The organism is Paenibacillus sp. FSL K6-2859, assembly GCF_038008265.1.
Taxonomy (GTDB): domain Bacteria; phylum Bacillota; class Bacilli; order Paenibacillales; family Paenibacillaceae; genus Paenibacillus_AQ; species Paenibacillus_AQ nitricinens.
This window is the reverse complement of the sequence record NZ_JBBOYU010000001.1, coordinates 5,488,098-5,509,334: the sequence shown is the minus strand read 5'-3', so window position 1 is coordinate 5,509,334 and position 21,237 is coordinate 5,488,098. Positions and strand designations below refer to the sequence as shown.

General features: G+C 47.3%; 14 protein-coding genes and 1 other annotated feature. Of the genes, 13 read left to right on the top strand and 1 reads right to left on the bottom strand.

All coding sequences use genetic code 11. From position 1 onward, the window contains the following. The first annotated feature begins 326 nt into the window (after positions 1-326). From hemC to MHB64_RS24595, 12 genes are all read left to right on the top strand, one after another. The gene (gene hemC, locus MHB64_RS24650) at positions 327-1,280 is read left to right on the top strand and encodes a hydroxymethylbilane synthase (protein WP_341135555.1); all 954 of its coding nucleotides are present in this window, start codon (positions 327-329) and stop codon (positions 1,278-1,280) included. A 5-nt stretch (positions 1,281-1,285) separates the two neighbouring features. Then, positions 1,286-2,839 (top strand): uroporphyrinogen-III C-methyltransferase, encoded by a 1,554-nt coding sequence (gene cobA, locus MHB64_RS24645; RefSeq protein WP_094873237.1) that lies wholly within the window; start codon positions 1,286-1,288, stop codon positions 2,837-2,839. A gap of 580 nt (positions 2,840-3,419) precedes the next feature. Then, complete coding sequence (gene hemB / locus MHB64_RS24640) at positions 3,420-4,418, top strand: porphobilinogen synthase (RefSeq protein WP_280788301.1); 999 nt, start codon at positions 3,420-3,422, stop codon at positions 4,416-4,418. A gap of 42 nt (positions 4,419-4,460) precedes the next feature. Next, complete coding sequence (gene hemL / locus MHB64_RS24635) at positions 4,461-5,762, top strand: glutamate-1-semialdehyde 2,1-aminomutase (RefSeq protein WP_341135554.1); 1,302 nt, start codon at positions 4,461-4,463, stop codon at positions 5,760-5,762. Then, a complete protein-coding gene (locus MHB64_RS24630) occupies positions 5,759-6,694 on the top strand; it encodes an RluA family pseudouridine synthase (protein WP_341135553.1) in 936 nt (311 codons plus the stop codon). The genes hemL and MHB64_RS24630 overlap by 4 nt, the downstream gene beginning before the upstream one ends. Positions 6,695-7,052: 358 nt before the next feature. Next, positions 7,053-8,420: a LysM peptidoglycan-binding domain-containing protein gene (locus MHB64_RS24625; RefSeq protein WP_280788304.1), complete on the top strand. Its 1,368-nt coding sequence runs from the start codon at positions 7,053-7,055 to the stop codon at positions 8,418-8,420. Between the two features lie 342 nt (positions 8,421-8,762). Next, positions 8,763-9,046: a binding site (T-box leader), on the top strand. A 62-nt stretch (positions 9,047-9,108) separates the two neighbouring features. Beyond that, positions 9,109-11,808, top strand: coding sequence for a valine--tRNA ligase (locus MHB64_RS24620; RefSeq protein ID WP_094873229.1), 2,700 nt, complete (start codon positions 9,109-9,111; stop codon positions 11,806-11,808). A 5-nt stretch (positions 11,809-11,813) separates the two neighbouring features. Next, complete coding sequence (locus tag MHB64_RS24615; RefSeq protein ID WP_094873228.1) at positions 11,814-13,190, top strand: bifunctional folylpolyglutamate synthase/dihydrofolate synthase; 1,377 nt, start codon at positions 11,814-11,816, stop codon at positions 13,188-13,190. Positions 13,191-13,196: 6 nt separating this feature from the next. Then, the gene (gene murC / locus MHB64_RS24610; RefSeq protein ID WP_094873226.1) at positions 13,197-14,576 is read left to right on the top strand and encodes a UDP-N-acetylmuramate--L-alanine ligase; all 1,380 of its coding nucleotides are present in this window, start codon (positions 13,197-13,199) and stop codon (positions 14,574-14,576) included. Between the two features lie 233 nt (positions 14,577-14,809). Further along, positions 14,810-15,976, top strand: a complete 1,167-nt coding sequence (locus tag MHB64_RS24605; RefSeq protein ID WP_094873225.1) for a GGDEF domain-containing protein — start codon at positions 14,810-14,812, stop codon at positions 15,974-15,976. Positions 15,977-16,041: 65 nt separating this feature from the next. After that, entirely contained in the window at positions 16,042-17,169 is a 1,128-nt protein-coding gene (locus MHB64_RS24600; protein ID WP_341135552.1) for a GGDEF domain-containing protein, read from the top strand. Positions 17,170-17,506: 337 nt separating this feature from the next. Then, positions 17,507-18,691: a glycosyltransferase gene (locus MHB64_RS24595; protein ID WP_341135551.1), complete on the top strand. Its 1,185-nt coding sequence runs from the start codon at positions 17,507-17,509 to the stop codon at positions 18,689-18,691. Between the two features lie 93 nt (positions 18,692-18,784). Here the strand turns inward: MHB64_RS24595 and MHB64_RS24590 are convergent, their stop codons facing one another. Next, complete coding sequence (locus MHB64_RS24590; protein ID WP_094873220.1) at positions 18,785-19,771, bottom strand: diaminopimelate dehydrogenase; 987 nt, start codon at positions 19,769-19,771, stop codon at positions 18,785-18,787. 216 nt (positions 19,772-19,987) lie between these two features. On the opposite strand from MHB64_RS24590, the gene MHB64_RS24585 reads away from it, so the two are divergent. After that, entirely contained in the window at positions 19,988-21,223 is a 1,236-nt protein-coding gene (locus MHB64_RS24585) for an SPOR domain-containing protein (protein WP_341135550.1), read from the top strand. The last annotated feature ends 14 nt before the right edge of the window (positions 21,224-21,237 follow it).

Here is a 21,237-nt window from a genome sequence, read left to right as displayed (position 1 = left end):
AATGTTCGAATGAGCGGTATAAGTACCGTTGAATTGGGCTGAAGTAGCTGGAATGTTCGAAAGTAGGGCAAAAATGCCTCGGAATTACCCAAAAACGGCCATACCAGCGAAAAGAGGGGCAAAAATGCCTCGGAATTACCTAAAAACGCTCATATCAGCGAAAAGAGAGGCAAAAATGCCTCGGAATTGAGTAATAACCGCCGAAGGAGCCAAATAAATGGCAGGCATGCCATTTAATAGTGCGAAGTAGCTTTTGGTTAGTTTGGATTACTATATACGGTCTACGGTGAAGAGTAAGAGGCAGACGTAATCAGGAGGAATGGACAATGCGTAAGATTATTGTGGGGAGTAGACAGAGCGCGCTTGCGTTGACGCAAACGGGGCATGTGATTGCCGATCTGGAGCGATTGAGCGAGGAGCATGGTTTTGGATTCACTTTTGAGGTGAAAAAGATTGTTACCAAAGGGGACCGTATCCTAGATGTCACCTTGTCCAAGGTAGGCGGTAAAGGGTTGTTCGTGAAGGAAATAGAACAGGCCATGCTGGAAAAGGAAATCGATATGGCGGTGCACAGCATGAAGGACATGCCCTCCGAGCTGCCGGAGGGGCTGATCAACGGCGCTGTGCCGAAGCGCGTTGATCCGCGCGATGCACTGATCTCTAACGGAGGCGTCTCGCTGGACGAGCTGCCTCCAGGCGCACGCGTAGGCACAAGCAGCCTACGCCGTTCCAGCCAGCTAGCTGCGCTGCGGCCTGATCTGGTCATTGAGCCCGTGCGCGGCAACATTGACTCGCGGCTGGGCAAGCTGGAGAGCGGCGAATACGACGCGATCCTGCTTGCAGCAGCGGGGCTGTCGCGCATGGGCTGGCAGGATCGCGTGAGCGCCTACCTGCCGCCGGAAGTTTGCCTGCCCGCTGTAGGGCAGGGCGCACTCGGCATCGAGTGCCGCTCAGATGACGCCGACCTGCGGAAGCTGCTGGCGCTATACAACGATGCCGATACAGCGTTGACGGTGGCGGCGGAGCGCACGTTCCTTGGCGTGCTGAATGGCGGCTGCCAAGTGCCGATTGGTGCTCATGCGGTGCTTGATGCAGCCGCGGAAGCTACTACCGCGGAGCGCCAAATAATCTCCTTAACCGGAATGGTGGGAACACCTGACGGTTCAACGATTTTGAAAGAAACTTGCACTGGGATAGACCCGGTACAGCTCGGCGAAGAAGTCGCTAAGAAGCTGATCGCAAGAGGAGCGGAGAAGATACTGTCAGACGTTAGGGGATGAGGGGATTGACGGGGAAGGTTTATTTGGTAGGTGCAGGTCCCGGGGACGCAAAGCTGATTACTGTAAAAGGCCTCGAGTGTATTCGAAAAAGCGACGTGCTGGTGTACGATCGGCTGGCAAGTCCTAGATTGCTGAAAAGCATGAAGCCCGGTGGCGAGAAGATTTATGTTGGCAAGCTGCCGGATCGCCACACGATGAAGCAGGAAGAGATTAATCAATTGTTAGTTGATCTGGCTTTACAGGGGAAAACAGTGGTGCGGCTGAAGGGTGGGGACCCTACGATTTTTGGCCGCGTAGGTGAAGAAGCGGAGCTGCTGCGCAAAAATGGGATCTATTACGAAATCGTACCGGGCATCACGTCGGCGATCAGCGTACCTGCTTATGCGGGTATACCTGTCACGCACCGCGATCATGCTTCTTCCCTGTCGATTATCACCGGACATGAGAGTCCGGATAAACTGGACCATTCCATTCATTGGGATAAAGTAACGAATGCCACAGGGACGTTAGTGTTCCTGATGGGCGTAGCTAAAATAGGATATATCAGCGCTCAGCTGATCAAGCATGGGCGTCCGCCAGAAACACCAGTGGCGCTGGTGCGCTGGGGTACCCGCGCAGATCAGGAGACGCTGACGGGAACCCTCGCCGATATTGAGGCGAAGGTGAAGGCGGCGGATTTTCAGCCGCCGGCCGTGATTGTCGTCGGCGACGTAGTGCTGCAGCGTGAGCAGCTAAAGTGGGCCGAGGCGATGCCGTTATTCGGCAAACGCATCGTGGTGACACGGGCTCGCAGCCAAGCGAGCGAGCTGGTGGATAGGATTGAGGAACTCGGCGGGGAACCCTACGAGTTCCCGGTGATCGAGACGATCATGCCGGATGGCGCAGAGAAGAAGGAGAAGATTGCAGCGGCGTTTGGCGCGCTGGAATCGTACGACTGGGTATTCTTCACTAGCCCGAACGGCGTGGAGTTTTTTTGGCGCCACTTGGCGGAGCAGGGGGCGGACATTCGGGGGCTTCACCGCGCAAGGATTGCAGCGGTGGGGCCAGGCACAGCAGCCGCGCTGGCGCAGCGCGGGGTGATTGCTGAAGAACTTCCGGCGAAGTTTCAGGCGGAAGGTCTGATTGAGACGTTCGGTCCCCGGCTGCTGCCGGGGCAGAACGTGCTGTTGCCGCGCGGCGATCTGGGGCGCGACTGGCTGCCGGACAAGCTGAGAGAGCTTGGCCTTCAAGTCACAGACGTCGATACCTATGAGACGGTTGTGACGGGTGAGGATGACGACGAGCTGTTGAAGCTATTGGAGGAAGGGCGTGTTCACGCAGTAACCTTTACCAGCTCTTCAACGGTGCGCAATTTCATCCACATTCTGAAACGAATGGGGCTCGAAGATCCACTTCCACTGCTAGCTAATGTTAAGATAGCCTGCATCGGGCCATTAACCGAGCAGACTGCCGTGGAAGCGGGACTTACTCCGGGTCTGCTACCTGAAGAAGCAACGATTAATAGTCTGGTTCAGGAGCTCTGCCGCTGGAATGCGGAGACTCAACTTCAAAAAGCTTGAATGGACGCGAATCGAACATCGGCTTTATAACATCGTCTGAAGTTATATCTATCTAGGAAGTCTCACACTGCTATTGTAAGTAACTTAAGTAGCATGAGCTTGGCCTCCGAACGTAGTTACTGTTGAAACTCAGAGTATGATGGACGGCTGAGTTGTAAACTAACTGGTGTGTATGGGTGAGTAAGTCTATGTACGTATAAAGTTCACGTAGCTCTAACTGATATGTTAGATATTGGGTACTTGGATTAATATGCAACCTAGTGGAAATATAGCTTTTTAATCTGGTTACGAGACTGGTTATGAGGTCTGTTAGCATGAGGTCAGATTGAGGTTTAGTTGCACTTTATACACTTAAATTCCCTGAATATTAGCGAAAATCCATTTTAGTTGTAATATGTGCAATTAAATATGCGCTAAAACAAGGGTTTTCGCTCTTTTGTAATAAATAACTGTAGAGAGTGCAACTAAAACTTACAGTTACGATAAAACTTCAAAATAACTGCACAAACTACAACTATGCCGCAGTTAGTCAACGATCGAGGGTTTAGTTATATATTTTATTTTTCAGGAGGATGAACCAATGAGCTTTCCAATTACACGTCACCGCCGTTTACGCGGTTCTGCAGGAATTCGCGGTATGGTGCGGGAGACGGTACTGAATGTGCTGGATTTTGTGCAGCCGATATTTGTGACTTATGGAACAGGTGTGAAGAATGAGATTAGCTCGATGCCGGGCGTGTATCATTTTTCGCTGGATACTTTAAAAGCAGAAGTGGACGAGATTGCCGCCCTAGGCATTCCGGCTGTGTTGTTATTCGGGATTCCTGAAACGAAGGATGCTATCGGTTCTTCCGGTTTTGCAGAGGATGGAATTGTGCAAGAGGCTACGCGCTTGATTAAGCAATGGTACCCTGAGCTATTGGTCGTTGCAGATACCTGCCTTTGTGAATTTACGGATCACGGACATTGCGGAATGGTGCATACGCATACGGTGAACGGCGTCGTGCATGGTGATGTCATTAACGACGCTTCACTGGACCTGCTGACTCGTACGGCGGTATCCCAAGCTAAAGCTGGAGCAGATATTATCGCCCCTTCGAATATGATGGATGGATTCGTACACGCGATTCGTGCGGGACTGGATGAGAATGGCTTTGAGCATGTGCCGATTATGTCGTATTCGGTCAAATATGCTTCGGCATTTTATGGCCCTTTCCGCGAAGCTGCGGATTCAGCACCACAGTTCGGGAATCGCAAAACGTATCAAATGGACCCTGCCAATCTGCGCGAAGCGCTCCGTGAAGCAGAATCCGATGTGCTGGAAGGCGCAGATATGTTGATGGTGAAGCCGGCTCTGGCTTACTTGGACGTGATTCGTACGATCCGTGACCAGTTCGATTTACCTCTCGTGGCTTACAATGTGAGTGGCGAATATTCCATGGTAAAAGCAGCGGCACTGCAAGGCTGGATTGATGAGCAAGCCGTTGTACTGGAAATGCTGACGGGCATGAAACGCGCCGGAGCAGATATTATTATTACTTATTTCGCAAAAGATGCTGCGCGCTGGCTGCGTGGTTAATCTATACTTATGTGATCAAGAACAGAACAGGAGTGAAGATAGATGAGTAATGAGCCAATGGCGCGTAAAGAAGAAGCGTCCCGCAAGGCTTTTGATGAAGCAAAACAATATATTCCCGGTGGGGTAAACAGCCCTGTACGGGCATTCAAATCCGTAGGATTGACTCCGGTTTATGTGGATCATGGGATCGGATCGCGTATTTATGATATCGACGGCAACAGCTTTATCGACTATGTATGCTCATGGGGACCGCTAATTATGGGCCATGCGCATCCTGAGGTTGTAAAGGCCTTGCAGGAGACGGCGGTAAAAGGGACAAGCTTTGGTGCACCAACTTTACTTGAAACTGAAATGGCAAAAACGGTTGTTGAACGTGTAGCCTCAGTAGATATCGTGCGTATGGTCAACTCCGGAACGGAAGCAACGATGAGTGCGATTCGTTTGGCACGTGGTTACACGGGACGCAGCAAAATCTTGAAGTTCGAAGGCTCGTATCACGGTCACGCAGATAGTCTGCTTATTAAGGCGGGTTCCGGGGTAGCCACATTAGGTTTGCCGGATAGCCCAGGTGTTCCCGAAGGTGTGGCAGTCAATACGATTACTGTTCCATACAATGACTTGGAATCCACTCAGATTGCTTTCGAACGTTTCGGCAGTGAGATTGCCGCAGTGATCGTAGAGCCGATTGCCGGCAATATGGGTGTTGTACCACCACTTCCGGGATTTCTAGAAGGACTTCGCAAATTAACTTCAGACCACGGATCTTTGCTTATTTTTGATGAGGTAATGACAGGCTTCCGTGTCAATCGTGGCTGTGCGCAAGGCTTGTTTAACATTACTCCGGATATTACCTGCTTCGGTAAAGTCATCGGTGGAGGACTTCCAGTAGGCGCTTATGGCGGCAAAAGAGAGATCATGGAGCAAATCGCTCCTACGGGACCAATTTATCAGGCTGGCACACTTAGTGGTAATCCATTAGCGATGGCCGCAGGACTTACTACGCTGAAGCTGTTGACACCGGAAGTATATGCTCGTCTGGAGCAATTAGGTGCGCGTCTGGAAGCGGGATTGAAAAAGAATGCAATCGAAACTGGTGTTCCGCTGACGATTAACCGCGTGGGTTCGATGGTCTGTCCGTTCTTCACGGAAGGGCCTGTAACGGATTTTGAGACGGCCAAGACAAGCAACACGGATCTTTTCCGTCGTTATTTTGGTCATATGCTGAGCCAAGGCATCAGCGTGCCACCTTCACAGTTTGAAGGCATGTTCGTGTCGGCTGCGCATAGTGAGCAGGATATTGATGATACCATTGAGGGCCACTATAATGCCCTGAAGGCCCTTTGAGTACTGGAGCCGGAGAACGAACCGGTGGCGGAGCTTGGACAAGACGTGGAGAGTGGCTGGAAGTAACACCCGGCAGAATCATTACTGGAGCCGAGGATGCTGAAGCTGCGATTGATAAGTGGCTGCTGGAAACCGTAGGCATGCCTGAGAAGCTTCATCTGCGTCTGCGCCGCGAGGGGGGGATTCAGTGGAAGGGAGATCGACTTCGACTGGCACTTTTTCCGGATCGTGAAGCGGGCATTGAACCCGTATGGGAAGCGCTTGAAGTGCTGTATGAGGATGATTTTTGCCTGGTTGCCCACAAGCCGGCAGGCATGGCGGTTCATCCGGATGGCAGTGGCTTAGGTGTAACGCTGGATCACCTTGTAGCTGCGCATTATGTTGCTTCCGGTGATAGTGTAGCTGTAAGGCATATTCACCGCCTCGACAAGGATACAACTGGCCCGGTGATGTACGCCAAGAATGAATTCGCTCAGCTTGTCCTAGACGAGAATATGCGTGAAAAAAGCATCTCGCGGCTCTACGCCGCGATCGTAGAAGGCATAGTGCCATCTGCGCTTAAAGTGATCGATGCGCCGATTGGGCGCGATCGTCATCATGCGGCGCGGAGAAGAGTCTCACCGGGCGGGCAATCCGCCGTGACTCGAATCCTCGGACGCGAAGCACTGCATGGCGGGAGCCTGGTGCATGTGCAGCTTGAGACCGGAAGGACGCATCAGATTCGCGTCCATCTCAGCCATATGGGTCATCCCTTGTATGGGGATGCGCTATACGGCGGCCCGGTCTGGGCTTCCAGCGCTAGTGGCCGACATGCGCTCCATGGCGAGCTGCTGTCTTTCCGCCACCCTTGGAGCGGTGAAATGCTCGAAGTGAGCGATCCGTGGCCGGAGGATATGCTGCAGCTGCGGGAGCTGCTGTCTGAAGCGCCTTGACGGTAACGTTATAAACCTGAGAACCGTGGAATCAGCAAATGCTGGTTTCACGGTTTTTTTTATCTATTTTTCGTAGAGTATATAATTTTCTGTTTTTTCAGAAAGAAGCATCTATCCATGTCCTAATAGCAAAAGCAGCATATAATACTTTGTTCATGCGGAGTAGTGCATCTATTGGTCGTCAGATAGGTTCAAATAGCCCCTGAATTCAGGAAATTAATAGCATCCTGTCCGGTTAGGGCTACCAAAGTTGTCATGCCTTTCTTTTTGAAGCATATACATGTGGGGAGTAACATTTTGGGCTTATGCTCTGGGCCTGTCTCAGGGTTAGATTATGCCAAGAAGGAGGACATATCCCGTGTTTGATCAGTCCCACGGCTTGCGGTTTGATATTTATGAACGCATTCACCTATCGGAAGAGCTTCCGGGAATAGCTGAGCTGGAGGAGGTTGAACTACTTCCGGAAATCCAGGTGATTCAGCGGGAGGATCGTGCCGAGTTATATGGTCAGCTGTTGCTTACCGGACTCTACCGGAGTGAAGATGACCGGACACAACGTCTGGAGCACGCCATTCCCGTTGAAATCACTGTTCCGCTTACACGCGTCAGCTCGATTGAAGATATTGGGGTGGAGATCGAGAATTTTGATATTGATCTGCTCACGATGCGTACTGTGAATATAACAGGCGTATTATCCCTGCGGGGAATCGGTGGTGCGGAACCTCAACCACAGCCGGCCTGGCAGCAGGAAGAGTACACAGTGGCTTATTCCCCTCTCAGTGATGACAGGGTAGAAGCAACAGCGGAGCATCAAGAACATGACAATGACGCACTTTATGAAAATTCTCAGTGGACCTTTGGTGAGGATGCATCGGAGGTTGCTGTAGAAGAACATGAGCACGCTGAAGCGAATGAACAGGAAACAGAAGAATCATTGGTCTCAAGTGGAACTGGTCAATCGTCCCCTATAGTGAATTTCTCATCCGCTCATGAGAAGGACAAGGGCGCGAAAGCTAGGACGCATAGTCTGGATTTGGAAACAGAGGATTCCAAAGCCGGAATAGCGGATTACTGGTTTAAAGCGGAGTCACAGAATGAAGCTGAGGCCACTCCGCTGGATCATGTTAGCCAGGCGAGTCAAGCGGATCAGGAGCAAGAAGCGGAATATACTTTTGCTTCAAGAGAAACCGCTGTTCCAGCAGCGATTACCGACGCAGACAAAGATATCGCTGTATTTGCTTCTGAAAACGTAGCAAACCATGAGCTTCACACACAAGAAGAGAATGCGCAGCCGATCAGTGAGAATACGAACGAAGGCTTAGTTTCTCAGGAGACTGTGCCACATACCGAGGAGAAACAAGATCTTAAGATTGCGCTAGGAAGCAAGCAAGAAGCGGAGGCTCCAGCCAAAGAACATCTCACCTTCTCTTCATTACTCAGCTCTAGTCGTTCTCGTAAAGAACAAGAGGCTCTCCTATCTGAAGGAAATGCATCGGCTGCAGCGATCATTCCAGAGGCCGGAAATAATACGGAGTGGAAGAGCAGATTCATTACCGGAGCAGATGGCGCTAACCTATTCCGTAAGGTTCGCCTTTGCATCGTACAGCGTGAAGAAACGTTGGATACAATCGCAGAGAAGTATCAGCTAAGTGCGCGGGAGCTGGGAATGTATAATCGATTGTCCGGGCAGAGTGTAGAAGAAGGGCAAGTGTTGTACATTCCATAAATGAATTACAATGCATATTCACATGAATAGATGAATCCCGGTCTGTTAGTAGATCGGGATTTTTGTCAAAATATAAGAATATATAAGTTTCACGTTATACATTATCCTTATATTTCTCGAATAAACGCTTACCGTCCGTAAAAGGACGTCGAAGGCGTTTATTCTTGTGTGACCGGAGAACGTTAGAATACGGGGTATCTAATCAATGCAGTGTGAGGAATCGAATGAAAATTCGACATATGCCCGCTATAAGTCGAAATTCCGCTCAAAGTCCCGCTGTAGAAGCCTATTCAGGTTGACTAGGGATGACTCAAAATGTATTATGGAGTAAGCAATATCTAAGTAAAGACTGGGAACGGGAAGAGTAGGCGGTCAGCCCTTCAGAGAGCGGAATGCAAGTGCTGTGACATTCCGTAGGATACAGCCACCGAAGTCGCCCCGGAGTCGCCCTTCTGAGCTTGTCTTCATGGATATGAAAGATAAGTTAGGATGTGGCCGGTAGCAGCCGTTATCTGTACGAGTGTCGCGCTAAGCTTCTGAACCGTAAGGTGAGAGAAGTGCAGGTTTATTTTTCATTGGCGCGAAACAAAGGTGGTACCGCGAAAGAATGGCCTTTCGTCCTTTGAGACGAGGGGTCTTTTTGTTTTTTAGAAACCAACTACAAGTAACCAAGTGGAGGTATCAGAGAATGGCTGACCCAAACAATCTAACAGCGGCAGAGGCTGCCGCTGCAAATGATTCTAAGAATGAAATGCCAACCACGTATGATCCGAAATCGGCAGAAACCAAGTGGTATTCCTACTGGACAGAGGGTGGATATTTCCGTGCAGGCGGGCGTCCAGATGCAAAAGCATACAGCATTGTAATCCCGCCACCAAACGTAACGGGAATGCTGCACATTGGTCATGCGCTTGATTTTACGCTTCAGGATATCCTGATTCGTACGAAACGGATGCAGGGCTTCGACACGTTGTGGCTACCAGGTACGGACCATGCCGGTATCGCAACGCAGACAAAGGTAGAGCAAAAGCTGCGTGAGCAGGGGATTTCTAGACATGATCTCGGCCGCGAGAAGTTCCTGGAGCAGGTGTGGGAGTGGAAAGATAAATATGCGAACACCATTCATGAGCAGTGGGCTAAGATGGGGCTTTCCCTTGACTATTCCCGCGAACGTTTTACCCTGGATGAAGGGTTATCGAAAGCTGTACGCGAGGTATTCGTTAAGCTCTATAATAAAGGCCTGATCTACCGCGGCAAACGTATTATCAACTGGGATCCGGCGGCTCGTACAGCATTGTCGGATATCGAGGTTGAATATAAAGAAGTTAATGGTCACTTGTATCACCTGCGTTACCCGCTCAAAGACGGTAGCGGATTTATCACAGTGGCGACTACACGTCCGGAGACGATGCTGGGTGATACAGCGGTTGCTGTTCATCCGGAAGACGATCGTTACAAAGATCTAATCGGCAAAACGTTGATCCTGCCGATTATTGGCCGTGAGATTCCGATTATCGCTGATGATTATGTAGACAAAGAGTTTGGTAGTGGTGCGGTTAAGATTACACCCGCTCATGATCCGAATGACTTCGAAATGGGTCAACGTCACAACTTACCGCAGATTAACGTAATGGATGAGAGCGGTACGATGAATGAAGAAGCAGGACCTTACCAAGGTCAAGACCGGAGTGTATGTCGTAAGGCCATTACTGCTGACCTGAAGGAGCAAGGCGTCCTGATCAATATCGAAGATCATGTGCATCAAGTAGGACACAGTGAGCGCTCTGGAGCGGTTGTTGAGCCGTACTTGTCTACACAATGGTTCGTAAAGATGCAGCCGCTGGCTGAAGCTGCCATCAATGCACAGAAGGATGGGAACGGGGTTAACTTCGTACCGGACCGTTTCGAGAGAACTTACCTGAACTGGATCGAGAACGTACGTGATTGGTGTATTTCCCGTCAGCTGTGGTGGGGACATCGTATTCCAGCATGGTATTCCGAGTCTACTGGTGAATTGGTTGTAGCGAATGATGAGGAAGAAGCGCGCCGGATCAGTGGCTTAACCGACTTGAAACAGGACGAAGATGTACTGGATACCTGGTTCAGCTCTAATCTGTGGCCTTTTGCCACACTAGGATGGCCGGATGAGGACAGTGCGGATTTCAAACGCTACTACCCGAACGATGTGCTCGTAACGGGCTACGATATTATTTATTTCTGGGTAGCACGGATGATCTTCTCTGCCCTCGAATTCACCGGAGAAAAACCATTCTCAGATGTATTGATGCATGGTTTGGTTCGGGATTCCGAAGGTCAAAAAATGTCCAAATCACTCGGAAATGGCGTAGACCCGCTTGAAGTCATCGAGAAGTATGGCGCAGATGCAATGCGTTACATGATTTCTACCGGCAGTACCGCTGGACAGGATCTGCGCTTCCGCTGGGAAAAGGTTGAGCAGGCGCGTAATTTCGCCAATAAGATCTGGAATGCATCACGCTTCGCGTTGATGAATTTGGAAGGCGTAAGCTTTGAGAATATTGACATTTCGGGTGAGCTAAGTACTGCTGATCGCTGGATTTTGCACCGTCTGAACGAAACTTCTCGTGAGATTACGCGTCTAATTGACTCGTACGAGTTCGGTGAGACCGGTCGCCAGCTGTACAACTTCATTTGGGACGATCTATGTGACTGGTATATTGAGTTCGCGAAGCTGTCACTTTACGGATCAGATGCCGCGGCCAAAGCGAAAACACAGTCTGTACTTGCCTATGTACTAGACCGCACAATGCGCTTGATCCATCCGTTTATGCCGTTTATTTCGGAAGAAATATGGCAGCATCTTCCGCATGAAGGGGAGACGATTACGCTGGCTGCATGGCCGGAGTATGATGCGGCTCTGGAGAATCCGCAAGCCGTAGCGGAAATGAACCTGCTGATGGATGTAATCCGGGCCGTTCGTAATATCCGGGCTGAAGTGAATGTGCCGATGAGCAAAAAGGTTGAATTGATCATCAAAGCGGGTAATGAAGAGACGCTGAGTATTATCACCCGTAACGACAACTATATTGGACGCTTCTGTAATACGTCTTCCTTCGAAGCTGGCCTGAATCCAGAAACGCCGGATAAGGTAATGTCCGCTGTAGTAACAGGAGCGGAACTGCTTCTGCCATTGTCGGGACTCATTGATATTGAACAAGAAATCGCTCGTCTGGAAAAAGAAGTACAGGCGCTGAACAGCGAAGTAGAACGCGTAGAGAAAAAACTGAGCAATCAAGGCTTCGTGGCCAAAGCTCCTGCTAAAGTTATCGAAGAGGAACGGGCGAAACAGGCAGATTATTCTGCAAAGCGTGAGAAAGTACTTGCCCGCATCGTAGAGCTGAGAGGATAAGAGACATGGATGACCTAAATCGGGGCGGAAGTACCGCCCCTCTTGCGACATACACCGAAGCGGTTGCTTGGATCAAGAGCCTAATCCCTTTTGGGATACGGCCAGGTTTAGATAGAATCGAGATGTTGATGGACAAGCTTGGGAATCCGCACCGTCGTCTGAAGTTTATTCATGTGGCGGGTACGAATGGCAAAGGTTCAACTTGTGCTTTTTTGACTAGTGCACTTATACAAAGCGGCTATTCAGTAGGCACCTTTACATCTCCGTATATTACAAAGTTCACGAACAGGTTCCAATATAATAATACGGACATCTCTGAAGAAACGCTTGTCGAGCTGGTTAACCAATTACGTCCACTAGTCCAAGAAATTTCGGAAACGGAGTTTGGCTCACCTACGATGTTCGAGGTAACTACAGCTGTGGCCATTCTATTTTTTGCGGGCGTCTCTTGTCCTGATGTTGTCGTATGGGAGACCGGGCTTGGGGGAAGGCTGGATGTAACGAACATCGTGACTCCGATTGTTTCTGTGATTACTAATGTTGGTCATGATCACATGGATATTTTGGGAGATACGCTAGAGAAGATTGCCATGGAGAAAGCCGGAATTATCAAGACGGGCGTACCTGTTGTTAGCTGCGTAACTCAGCCGGAAGTCGTGGCAGTTCTGAAAGAGAAAGCAGCGGCTTGCCGCTCTACGCTTTATCTTGCCGGAGAAGATTTTAGCTATAAGGCTAATGAAATCCGTGAGGATGTGCAGACTTTTCATTTTAAGGGTCCCTTTCGTTCGCTTGAACTTGGGATCGTAATGAAAGGCGAGCACCAGATTAGTAATGCGGCAGCTGCCATGATGGTACTTGAGGTTCTGCGTCAGTATATGGCCTTTATGCTTGAGGATGAAGATGTGCTTGAAGGTTTGCGCCACGCATTTTGGGCTGGAAGACTGGAAGAGGTAAGCAAGTCTCCAAGGATCGTACTGGATGGAGCACATAATCCGGAAGGTGCGGAGAGTCTTGCAAAAAGTCTGCCTCAGCTCTACCAATACGGTAAATTAAATTTACTTATGGGAATGCTGTCAAATAAGCATCATGAATCCTACTTTAAGCATATACTGCCTATAGTGGATACGCTCATCCTGACCGAACCGGATTTCCAGAACAAAATGGACGCGGAGAATCTGCAAGTTATCGCAGAAAGTCTGCGGGAGAAATATGCCAAGGAAAACTTGGCAATCATAGTAGAACATAATTGGGGAAAAGCGCTGCAGCTACTGAAGTCGATTACAGCGGAGGATGACCTTGCCGTCGTATCTGGTACGCTGTATTTAATCTCTGACGTACGCGGTACACTTTTGCAGCAACCCGATACTGAAAAAGGCTGGTGACGACTGTTGGATACTACTGAACGTGTGCATTTTATAGGGATCGGCGGCTACGGAATGAGCGCGATTGCCCGGGTAATGCTAGAAATGGGATATACAGTTACGGGCTCCGATGTGGCTGCCCAGGAATTAACGGAAAAATTGATTGCTAAAGGTGCCAAGATTTATATCGGGCATACAGCAGAACAAGTAAAAGGTGCGGATCTAGTCGTATACTCTACGGCTTTGTCTAGTGATAACGTGGAGTGGGTGGAAGCTGAGCGTCTTAAGATTCCCATTCTGCATCGTTCGCAAATGTTAGCCCGTTTATTGAATGAACGTAAAGGGGTAGCCGTTGCTGGTGCACACGGAAAAACTACTACCTCCTCCATGATTGCACTTGTGATGGAAGAGTGCGATGTTGATCCAACGTATATTATCGGCGGAGAAATTATGAACGTGGGTACGAATGCAAAGGCGGGACAAGGTGAGTTTGTAGTAGCGGAAGCAGATGAGAGCGATGGCTCTTTCCTGCACTACCACCCTTGGCTTGGGATCGTTACGAATGTTGAAGCGGATCACTTAGAAAATTACGACGGGGACTTTAACCGTCTTAAGGCTGCATACGTACAGTTCATGAACCAAACACGCGAAGATGGAACTGCTATAGTATGCGCTGACGACGAGAATGTGATTTCTCTTTTACCTGAAGTAACAGGTAAGGTAATTACTTATGGCATCAAGTCGAACACTGCAGATTATATTGCCACTGATATTATTCTAGGCGATCGTCAAGTATCGTACACGATGAATCATAATGGAGAAGTGCTTGGACGGATTGAACTCTCTGTTCCCGGACAGTACAATCTTTATAATTCAATGGCAGCGGTAATCGCCTGTTTGAAATCAGGGGTTTCTTTTGAGAAAATTGCTGAAGCGATTGTGAAATTCCATGGTGCGAAGCGCCGTTTTCAAGTGCTCGGAGAAGTCAATGACATTCTGGTCATTGATGATTATGCACATCACCCTACAGAGATTCAGGCAACGATCAGTGCTGCCAAGGCAACAGGGAAACGGATTATTGCGGTATTCCAGCCTCAGCGCTATACACGTACTTTCTTCCTGTTAGATGCTTTCAGCCGTGCCTTTAGCGAAGCCGACGAAGTCATCATCACTGATATTTACTCTCCGGCTGGAGAGAAACAAATCGAAGGTGTTACTTCTGCGAAGCTGGTTGAGCTAATCGTTAAGAACAGTAATGCGGGCGCGAGACATCTGCCAACTAAAGAAGATGTGCTTGCTGATCTGACCCCTCGTATTGCTCCAGGTGATCTGGTGATTACGATGGGCGCAGGCGATATCTGGAAGGTCGGATACGCACTGGCGGACGGTTTGAAGAAGAAGCATTAAGTTTACAAATTGAGGCAAATCCGAGGATATTTATATTCTCTATTCAATAGCACTTCCCCAAAATTCCGTTCAGATAATCCTTGTGTTTATCTGAACGGAACTTAGAGGGAAGTGTTTTTTTGGTATTGTTAACGTATTTACTGATATAGTTATAAAGTGCTATAGTGCTGGTTGAAGAGGATTGAATTTTTTAACATATATTTGTGGAGATATTTTCGCATAGGTGGTGACGTATGAGCTCCCTGTTTGAAATTAGAACACTGATTTATTTGTTTATTTTCGGAAATTTATTTATATTGCTGCTTATCACCAATTATCGGAGTACTGCTGTTAAAGATACAGCCTCCACCTTGTTCATCCGATCAAAGGAAGTGCAGCTACTCTTTTGGTGTTCGATTTTATTATGGGATTATCTCCCTCATGCGTTGTCCATTCCGCTTAGCAATGCTCTGATCCTTGGAGGGTGCTGTCTAGAAATTACAGCGTTACTGCTGATGATGGGAGTATTGGGGCCAAGAATAAAGCGATATTACATCATTCTTTCGGTATTGAGCACCATTAGTTTTAGTATCATCGCATTATTTTTTAATCATTCCAACTTGCGCATTGCTTGTACTTCACTTTGGTCTATCCTATTTATAGTTTATCCAGCTTATCATCTAACTGTGAATAAAAAGGCTACCCCTCTTCAAAAAATATTAGGCGTATTATTTTATGTATTTGCAGCGATTATGCTGATGCGGGCGCTTGTTGCATTGATTTGGGAGCCTGAAATGAATGTGTTCTCAATAAATCTTACGCAATATTTGTATTATTTGGGGATGTATTTATTATTTATCGTAGGGGCTGCCGGTTTTATTCTTCTCTCCAATGAGCATTCCTTCGTCAAACTAAAAAGAATAGCCAGTTATGATGATTTAACAGGGATCCTAAACCGTGGAGCATTTCTTCAGGAAGCGGAGATAAAGCTTGAAAAGGCATTTCGAGCACAGGAGTACTTCTCGTTTTTACTATTGGATTTGGATTATTTTAAAAAGGTCAACGATACTTATGGTCATGATACCGGTGACATTGTGTTGGAAGACTTCGCATCGACGATTAAAGATAATCTCGGAAATGGAGATTTGTTTGGCAGACTAGGGGGCGAGGAATTCGCAGTCATACTCTGTGGGGCAGATGAGCAAAGCTGCGATCAGAAAGCTGAAGCGCTTCGTGAGGCGATAATGAATACTTCCACTAATAAGGTTCAACAGGGGTACACAGTTAGTATAGGTGTAATTACGATCATGCCTGATCAGGAGATCTCGATAAATAAGTTGTACAAGCTAAGCGACAAGGCATTATATCAGGCCAAACAAGAGGGAAGAAATAGAGTCATCAGATACCGATATGTATACTGAGAGTCAGGAATACTAGGGGAGGTGAACTTCACTTATATGCATCTGGATCTCCAGACACTGCTGGTGTGTCTCTTTTGTGGCAATCGTTCACGGTGCTGCTTATCGTGGTGTATCGTTTGCGGTATGCGCAGGAACAGACTTCTTCATTGTTTATCACAGCAAAATATTTGCAACTAGCAGCCTTGATCCTCATATTACTGAAGGATGTTATAGATACACCACTTAGTCTACCGATCACAGCACTTCTTGCTCTGGCTGGGGGCACGCTCGAAAGCTTGGCGCTTCTAATGCTTCTCAGAGTATTCGGGAGCAAGGTGGAGCGATATTATTCTATATTATTCGGAGTATCCATTCTCGTTGTGGTGCTTATGTATTTGTTGATGCCAGAGGATCCGCTCGTTATTCCAGTCGCTTGTCTGGCCGGAGTTCTGATTATAGCCTATCCTGCTTATATACTATGTCTGAAGGTCATGGAGACTTCGCTGCAAATAATAATGGGACTGCTATATGGTCTTGTCATCTTATCGTTGGCGGGTAGAGCTTTGGAACCGCTGTATTCTGTATTAGGAATCAATACACAGGTTGCGCAATTTCTTGATTTATTCTTTTATCTCGGGATTTATTTGTATATGTTTCTAGGAACCGCGGGAATGATGCTGCTTTATAGAGAGGATTCCTTTGCAGAAATGGAGCGGGTAGCAACTTATGATGAGTTGACCGGAATTTTGAATCGCAGGTCGTTCGTTCTGCGTGCTCAGCCTTTAATAGCTGCTTCAGCGATGAAGAAGCTGCCCTATTCTTTTTTACTGCTGGATGTCGATCACTTTAAGAGCATAAATGATAATTACGGCCATAATACAGGGGACCAAGTACTGACTGATTTGGCGTCTAAAATAGAGCAACAGCTTGGACATGGTGATCTAGTCGGAAGATTTGGGGGAGAAGAGTTCGCAGTGCTCCTGCACAGAGCCGATGAGAAGAGTAGTGATGTTATTGCTGAAGGAATGCGCACAGCTGTTATAGGTTCAATGATTCATGGCATACCGCTGCACTACACGATAAGTATTGGAGTCATCACGATAGAATCGGGCGAACGTTTGTCTCTAAATAATCTCTACAAACTTTGTGATAATGCATTGTATAAAGCGAAGAGAAAGGGCCGGAACTGCGTTGTTAGAAGCTACGAAATATAAAAGTGTCTTTCTATCGTCATTAGATGAGGAAGACGCTTTTTTTGTTTGCATAGGGAATAGTTCAGAATACCTAACGAGTTTAAAATTTTCAGAATAGAAAATTCATGTTCGTGTATTACTGGAAAAATAGTTTTTTTCTTTAATCTTCAAAAAAATGGCGATTTATATAGGTTTATCGCAATGATTTCCGAATAAAGTATGAAAATATATAAAAAATTTAAAGGTTTCCCTATAAATCGACAAAAATTTTATGTGAAATGAGTTACTATTGAACTGCATCTAAAGTTGCAGTGATAAGTAGAGAGGATTTATATAAAAAATTCAAGGAGCCAGAGTCATGCGAGAAAGAATGCTGTTCCTTTCAGCTCAGAATCAAAGCGCAGAGGATCTAGAAGGAGAAATGAGAACAGGGAGTATTCTCGAGATTTTGCTAGGGAAATTTGATATTGATTTGCTGACCTATGCCAGTACGCTTAAGGATATATCTACAAATGATGGAACTGCACTAAAGGTTCATTACATTAACGGGTGCATTACCTCGTGGAGATCTATGCTACGTCCCTTACATATATTACAGAATTTCACTAATCGGAGTCATGCGGAAAAAGACATGAAGAGTACAATCATGGAACTTTGTAGATCGAATAATTACAGACACGTGTTTATATCGCATAGCTTGCTGGGAAATTGCATTGATATGGTTCGTAATCTGCTTCCTGAGGCCAGTGTTATTACAGATACGTATCGTTTTGAGAGCGGGCTTGCTGTTGGAAAAGAAATTGGGAAGCCGAGCAGCAGTAATCCTTATTATAAACTAAATGAGGCTTTGGTTCGGCGGAATAAGCGAAGACTAATGAATAAAACGGGTGTTCTCTTGGCAACCTCGGAATGGGATGCCCTTTCATTCAAATCTCTATCCTTTGCGGATGCCCGTAAAGTGCATGTTGTTCCTCATTTCATAAAAATGAATGAATATGACACTTTTACTGAGCCTGTTGCAAAAGAAAATTCAATGGTTCTGCACTGGAATATGAACACCAGACAGGGGATTAAGGCTGCTCAAAGCTTCTTTAAGAAAAGCTACCCTTTGATTAAAGAACAAGTGCCTGATATCAAGTGTTACATTACCAGCCCTGAGGTTCATACGGATGTGTTGATGCTTATAAAGGATGATGTATCGGTCATTATCACTGGACCTTTGAAACCGTCTGCTGATTATATACGTCGTGCTAAAGCGGTTCTTGTGCCTATCCTTGAAGGTTGTGAAGTCTCCAGAAACATTCTGGAATCATGGGCACTCAAAACGCCGGTGGTTACTAGTTCTACAGTATGCGAGCGATTGAACTGTGAGCATAACCGTAATATTTTGCTTGCTAATACCTCAGTTGATGTTGTTGCTAGCGTAATAACATTGTTAAAGAATCCTGAGATAGCAACGATTATTGCTGATCGGGCGCATCGCACATTGTTGAAGGATTACGAAGTGAATTATGTGAAGAATAAGATTCTTAGTCTTGTGTAAAAGGTGCGCCAGAGAAGGCTCTGCCTGCAGTATATAAATAACCCGCGAGGACTTTTTAGAGTCCTGCGCGGGTTATTTCGTTCTTGTATGATTTTACAGCAGGTTGCGGCGTAATTCTTCTGGAGATTTCGGAGATAACATTCCAAGTGGAATATCGAATACTGTACGTGCTCCGCTCTGTCCTTGTTGACTCATACGCTGAGCGGCTCTGGCATAGGCCACGAGAACACTGGCTGTAAATTCTGGATTGCTCTCCAGCTTCAGGCCGAATTCAACAATCTGCTTCGTGCCTTCCCCTGTTACACCACTACGAATAACAAATCCACCATGCGGAATACCGCTATGTTCAGCAGCTAGTTCTTCTTCAGTGATGAAAGTAACCGTAGTGTCATAATCAGCAAAATAGTTCGGCATATTCACGATTTCTTCGCGAATGCGTTCTTGATCAGCCCCTGCCTCAGCCACTACAAAACACTCTCTAAGGTGTTTTTGGCGAGTGGTAAGCTCTGGTGTTTCGCCAGCGCGAATGGCCTCAATAACCTCTTGTACTGGAACGGTATATTGTACACCGGCTTTAACTCCATCTACTCTGCGGATCGCATCGGAGTGGCCTTGGCTAACGCCTTTGCCCCAGAAGGTGTATTCTTTACCTTGTGGAAGAATGGCTTCTGCGAGCAGACGATTCATTGAGAATAAGCCTGGATCCCAACCAGTAGAAATTACGCTGAGTGTTCCGCCTTGTTTAGCTGCGGCGTCAACGGTCTCGTAGAACTCGGGGATTTTGGCATGTGTATCAAAGCTGTCCACGGTATTAAACATCCGGGCAATGGCCGGTGTTTGTTCTGGCAGATCGGTAGCCGATCCTCCGCATAGAATCATAACATCCACTTTACCCTTATATTGTTCGACGGCAGAGATGTGCTCGAACTTCACACCGGCTTCTCCGGCTTCCAGTTGCCCAGGTTCTCTGCGCGTAAAGATCGCAACTAGCTCAATATCTTCACTTTGGTTGATAGCCTTACGTACACCTTTGCCTAAGTTTCCGTAGCCTACAATAGCTGCTTGAATTTTTTGTTTCAGAAGAAGCCCTCCTAATCAGTAGTGAACTAAAGCATCATTTCTAGTTTACCTAGTATAGTGTACACTTTTAGCTCTTTTTATATAGTATATAAAAGGTACATGTAATGTAAACTGAATCTGCATAATCTTTCATAATTCCTATGGCATAAAAATAGCATATCTCTCTATTGTCTATCATATATTTACTTATAGATTAGATGAGGTGAGGTGTAACTGTTGAATAACGGAAGAATGACATTCCGATTTGACGTGAACAAGGACGAGCCTAAACCAAAGCCTAAAGTGGTGGAGCACTGGTCAAATGGCGGGTTGGGCACAGCTGAAGAGTACGCTGAAGGACTGCGTAAAGAGGTCGGTCCAGCACAGCAAACGTGGCTTTATGAGCCTGATTTTCGTTCTACGCATGAGGCACCACCGGAAGATTCCTATGACTATTACTCGGGTACTGTAGATCCGCGGCAGGAAGAATGGGACGAACAGGATAAGGATTTTAAATATACACAGCAATCGTATCTTCTGTCAGATACGGTTTCGGATAGCAGAGATGAATTAGAAAATGTATCCGCGGGCAATTATGGAGGCTCCTATCATACTCGGCGTCCTTCGTATTGGTGGAAGTTAGCTCTTTCTGTTACAGGAGCGATCGGTACAGGGGTTCTGCTTGGTTATGCTGCACTTTCTTTTTTTTACGGAGGGAATATGGACAGCAACGCTGGAAATGGGACAGCAGATATGGCGGCTACTTCAGTTCAGTCTAGTGGAGCTAAAGATCCTGCAGGTGTAGGTACATCTGGTTTACCAGTGGCGGGTACTGAAAATGCCGGGAAGAACACCATCCCAGTTCAAGTCGCCGCGCAAAGCTATTATCTGTTGCAGTACGGAGTATTCAGTACACCTGCAGGCGCTGAAGAGGCTCGCCAGGAGCTGTTAACCGCCGGATTGGCAGCGGGTATGGATCCTGCCGACGGCAATCGTGTGTACGCTGGAATGTCATCCGACCGTGAACAGGCCAAGCTACTAAGCAGCGGACTAAAGAATCAGGGGATTGAGCTGTATGTGAGAGAGGTGGCACTTCCCGGGGCAGAACAGCTTGTCTATACCGGTAATGCAGAGGAAGTGAAGAACTATTTCTCCGTGAGTGGGCAGCTGCTCAGTGAACTAAGCAGTCAATCTGCTTCTTTACTAAGCGCTGGCCAAACAAGTACGACAGCAATTACCCCCGCTATGAGTGATCTCCACCTGCAATGGAGTGAAGCAGTAAAAGTGCTGGAACAAGGCGTATCTCCTGAAGGCAAAATTATTTGCGCAGCGTTAGAGAAATCAATGAGCCAAGGGATATCTGCATGGAGTGAATATAACAAGAACAAGGCTCAGGGCCTGCTTTGGGAAGTGCAAGAATCAATGCTGAGCTTTTTGACTAGCCAAAAACAGCTGTTAACTTCAATGAATTAATTGATAGATTGTTG

Coding starts and splice junctions, on each gene's coding strand:
- hemL (WP_341135554.1), top strand. CDS start 4,461: ATGAGTAATGAGCCAATGGCGCGTAAAGAAGAAGCGTCCCGCAAGGCT.
- MHB64_RS24595 (WP_341135551.1), top strand. CDS start 17,507: ATGCGAGAAAGAATGCTGTTCCTTTCAGCTCAGAATCAAAGCGCAGAG.
- MHB64_RS24605 (WP_094873225.1), top strand. CDS start 14,810: ATGAGCTCCCTGTTTGAAATTAGAACACTGATTTATTTGTTTATTTTC.
- MHB64_RS24615 (WP_094873228.1), top strand. CDS start 11,814: ATGGATGACCTAAATCGGGGCGGAAGTACCGCCCCTCTTGCGACATAC.
- hemB (WP_280788301.1), top strand. CDS start 3,420: ATGAGCTTTCCAATTACACGTCACCGCCGTTTACGCGGTTCTGCAGGA.
- hemC (WP_341135555.1), top strand. CDS start 327: ATGCGTAAGATTATTGTGGGGAGTAGACAGAGCGCGCTTGCGTTGACG.
- MHB64_RS24620 (WP_094873229.1), top strand. CDS start 9,109: ATGGCTGACCCAAACAATCTAACAGCGGCAGAGGCTGCCGCTGCAAAT.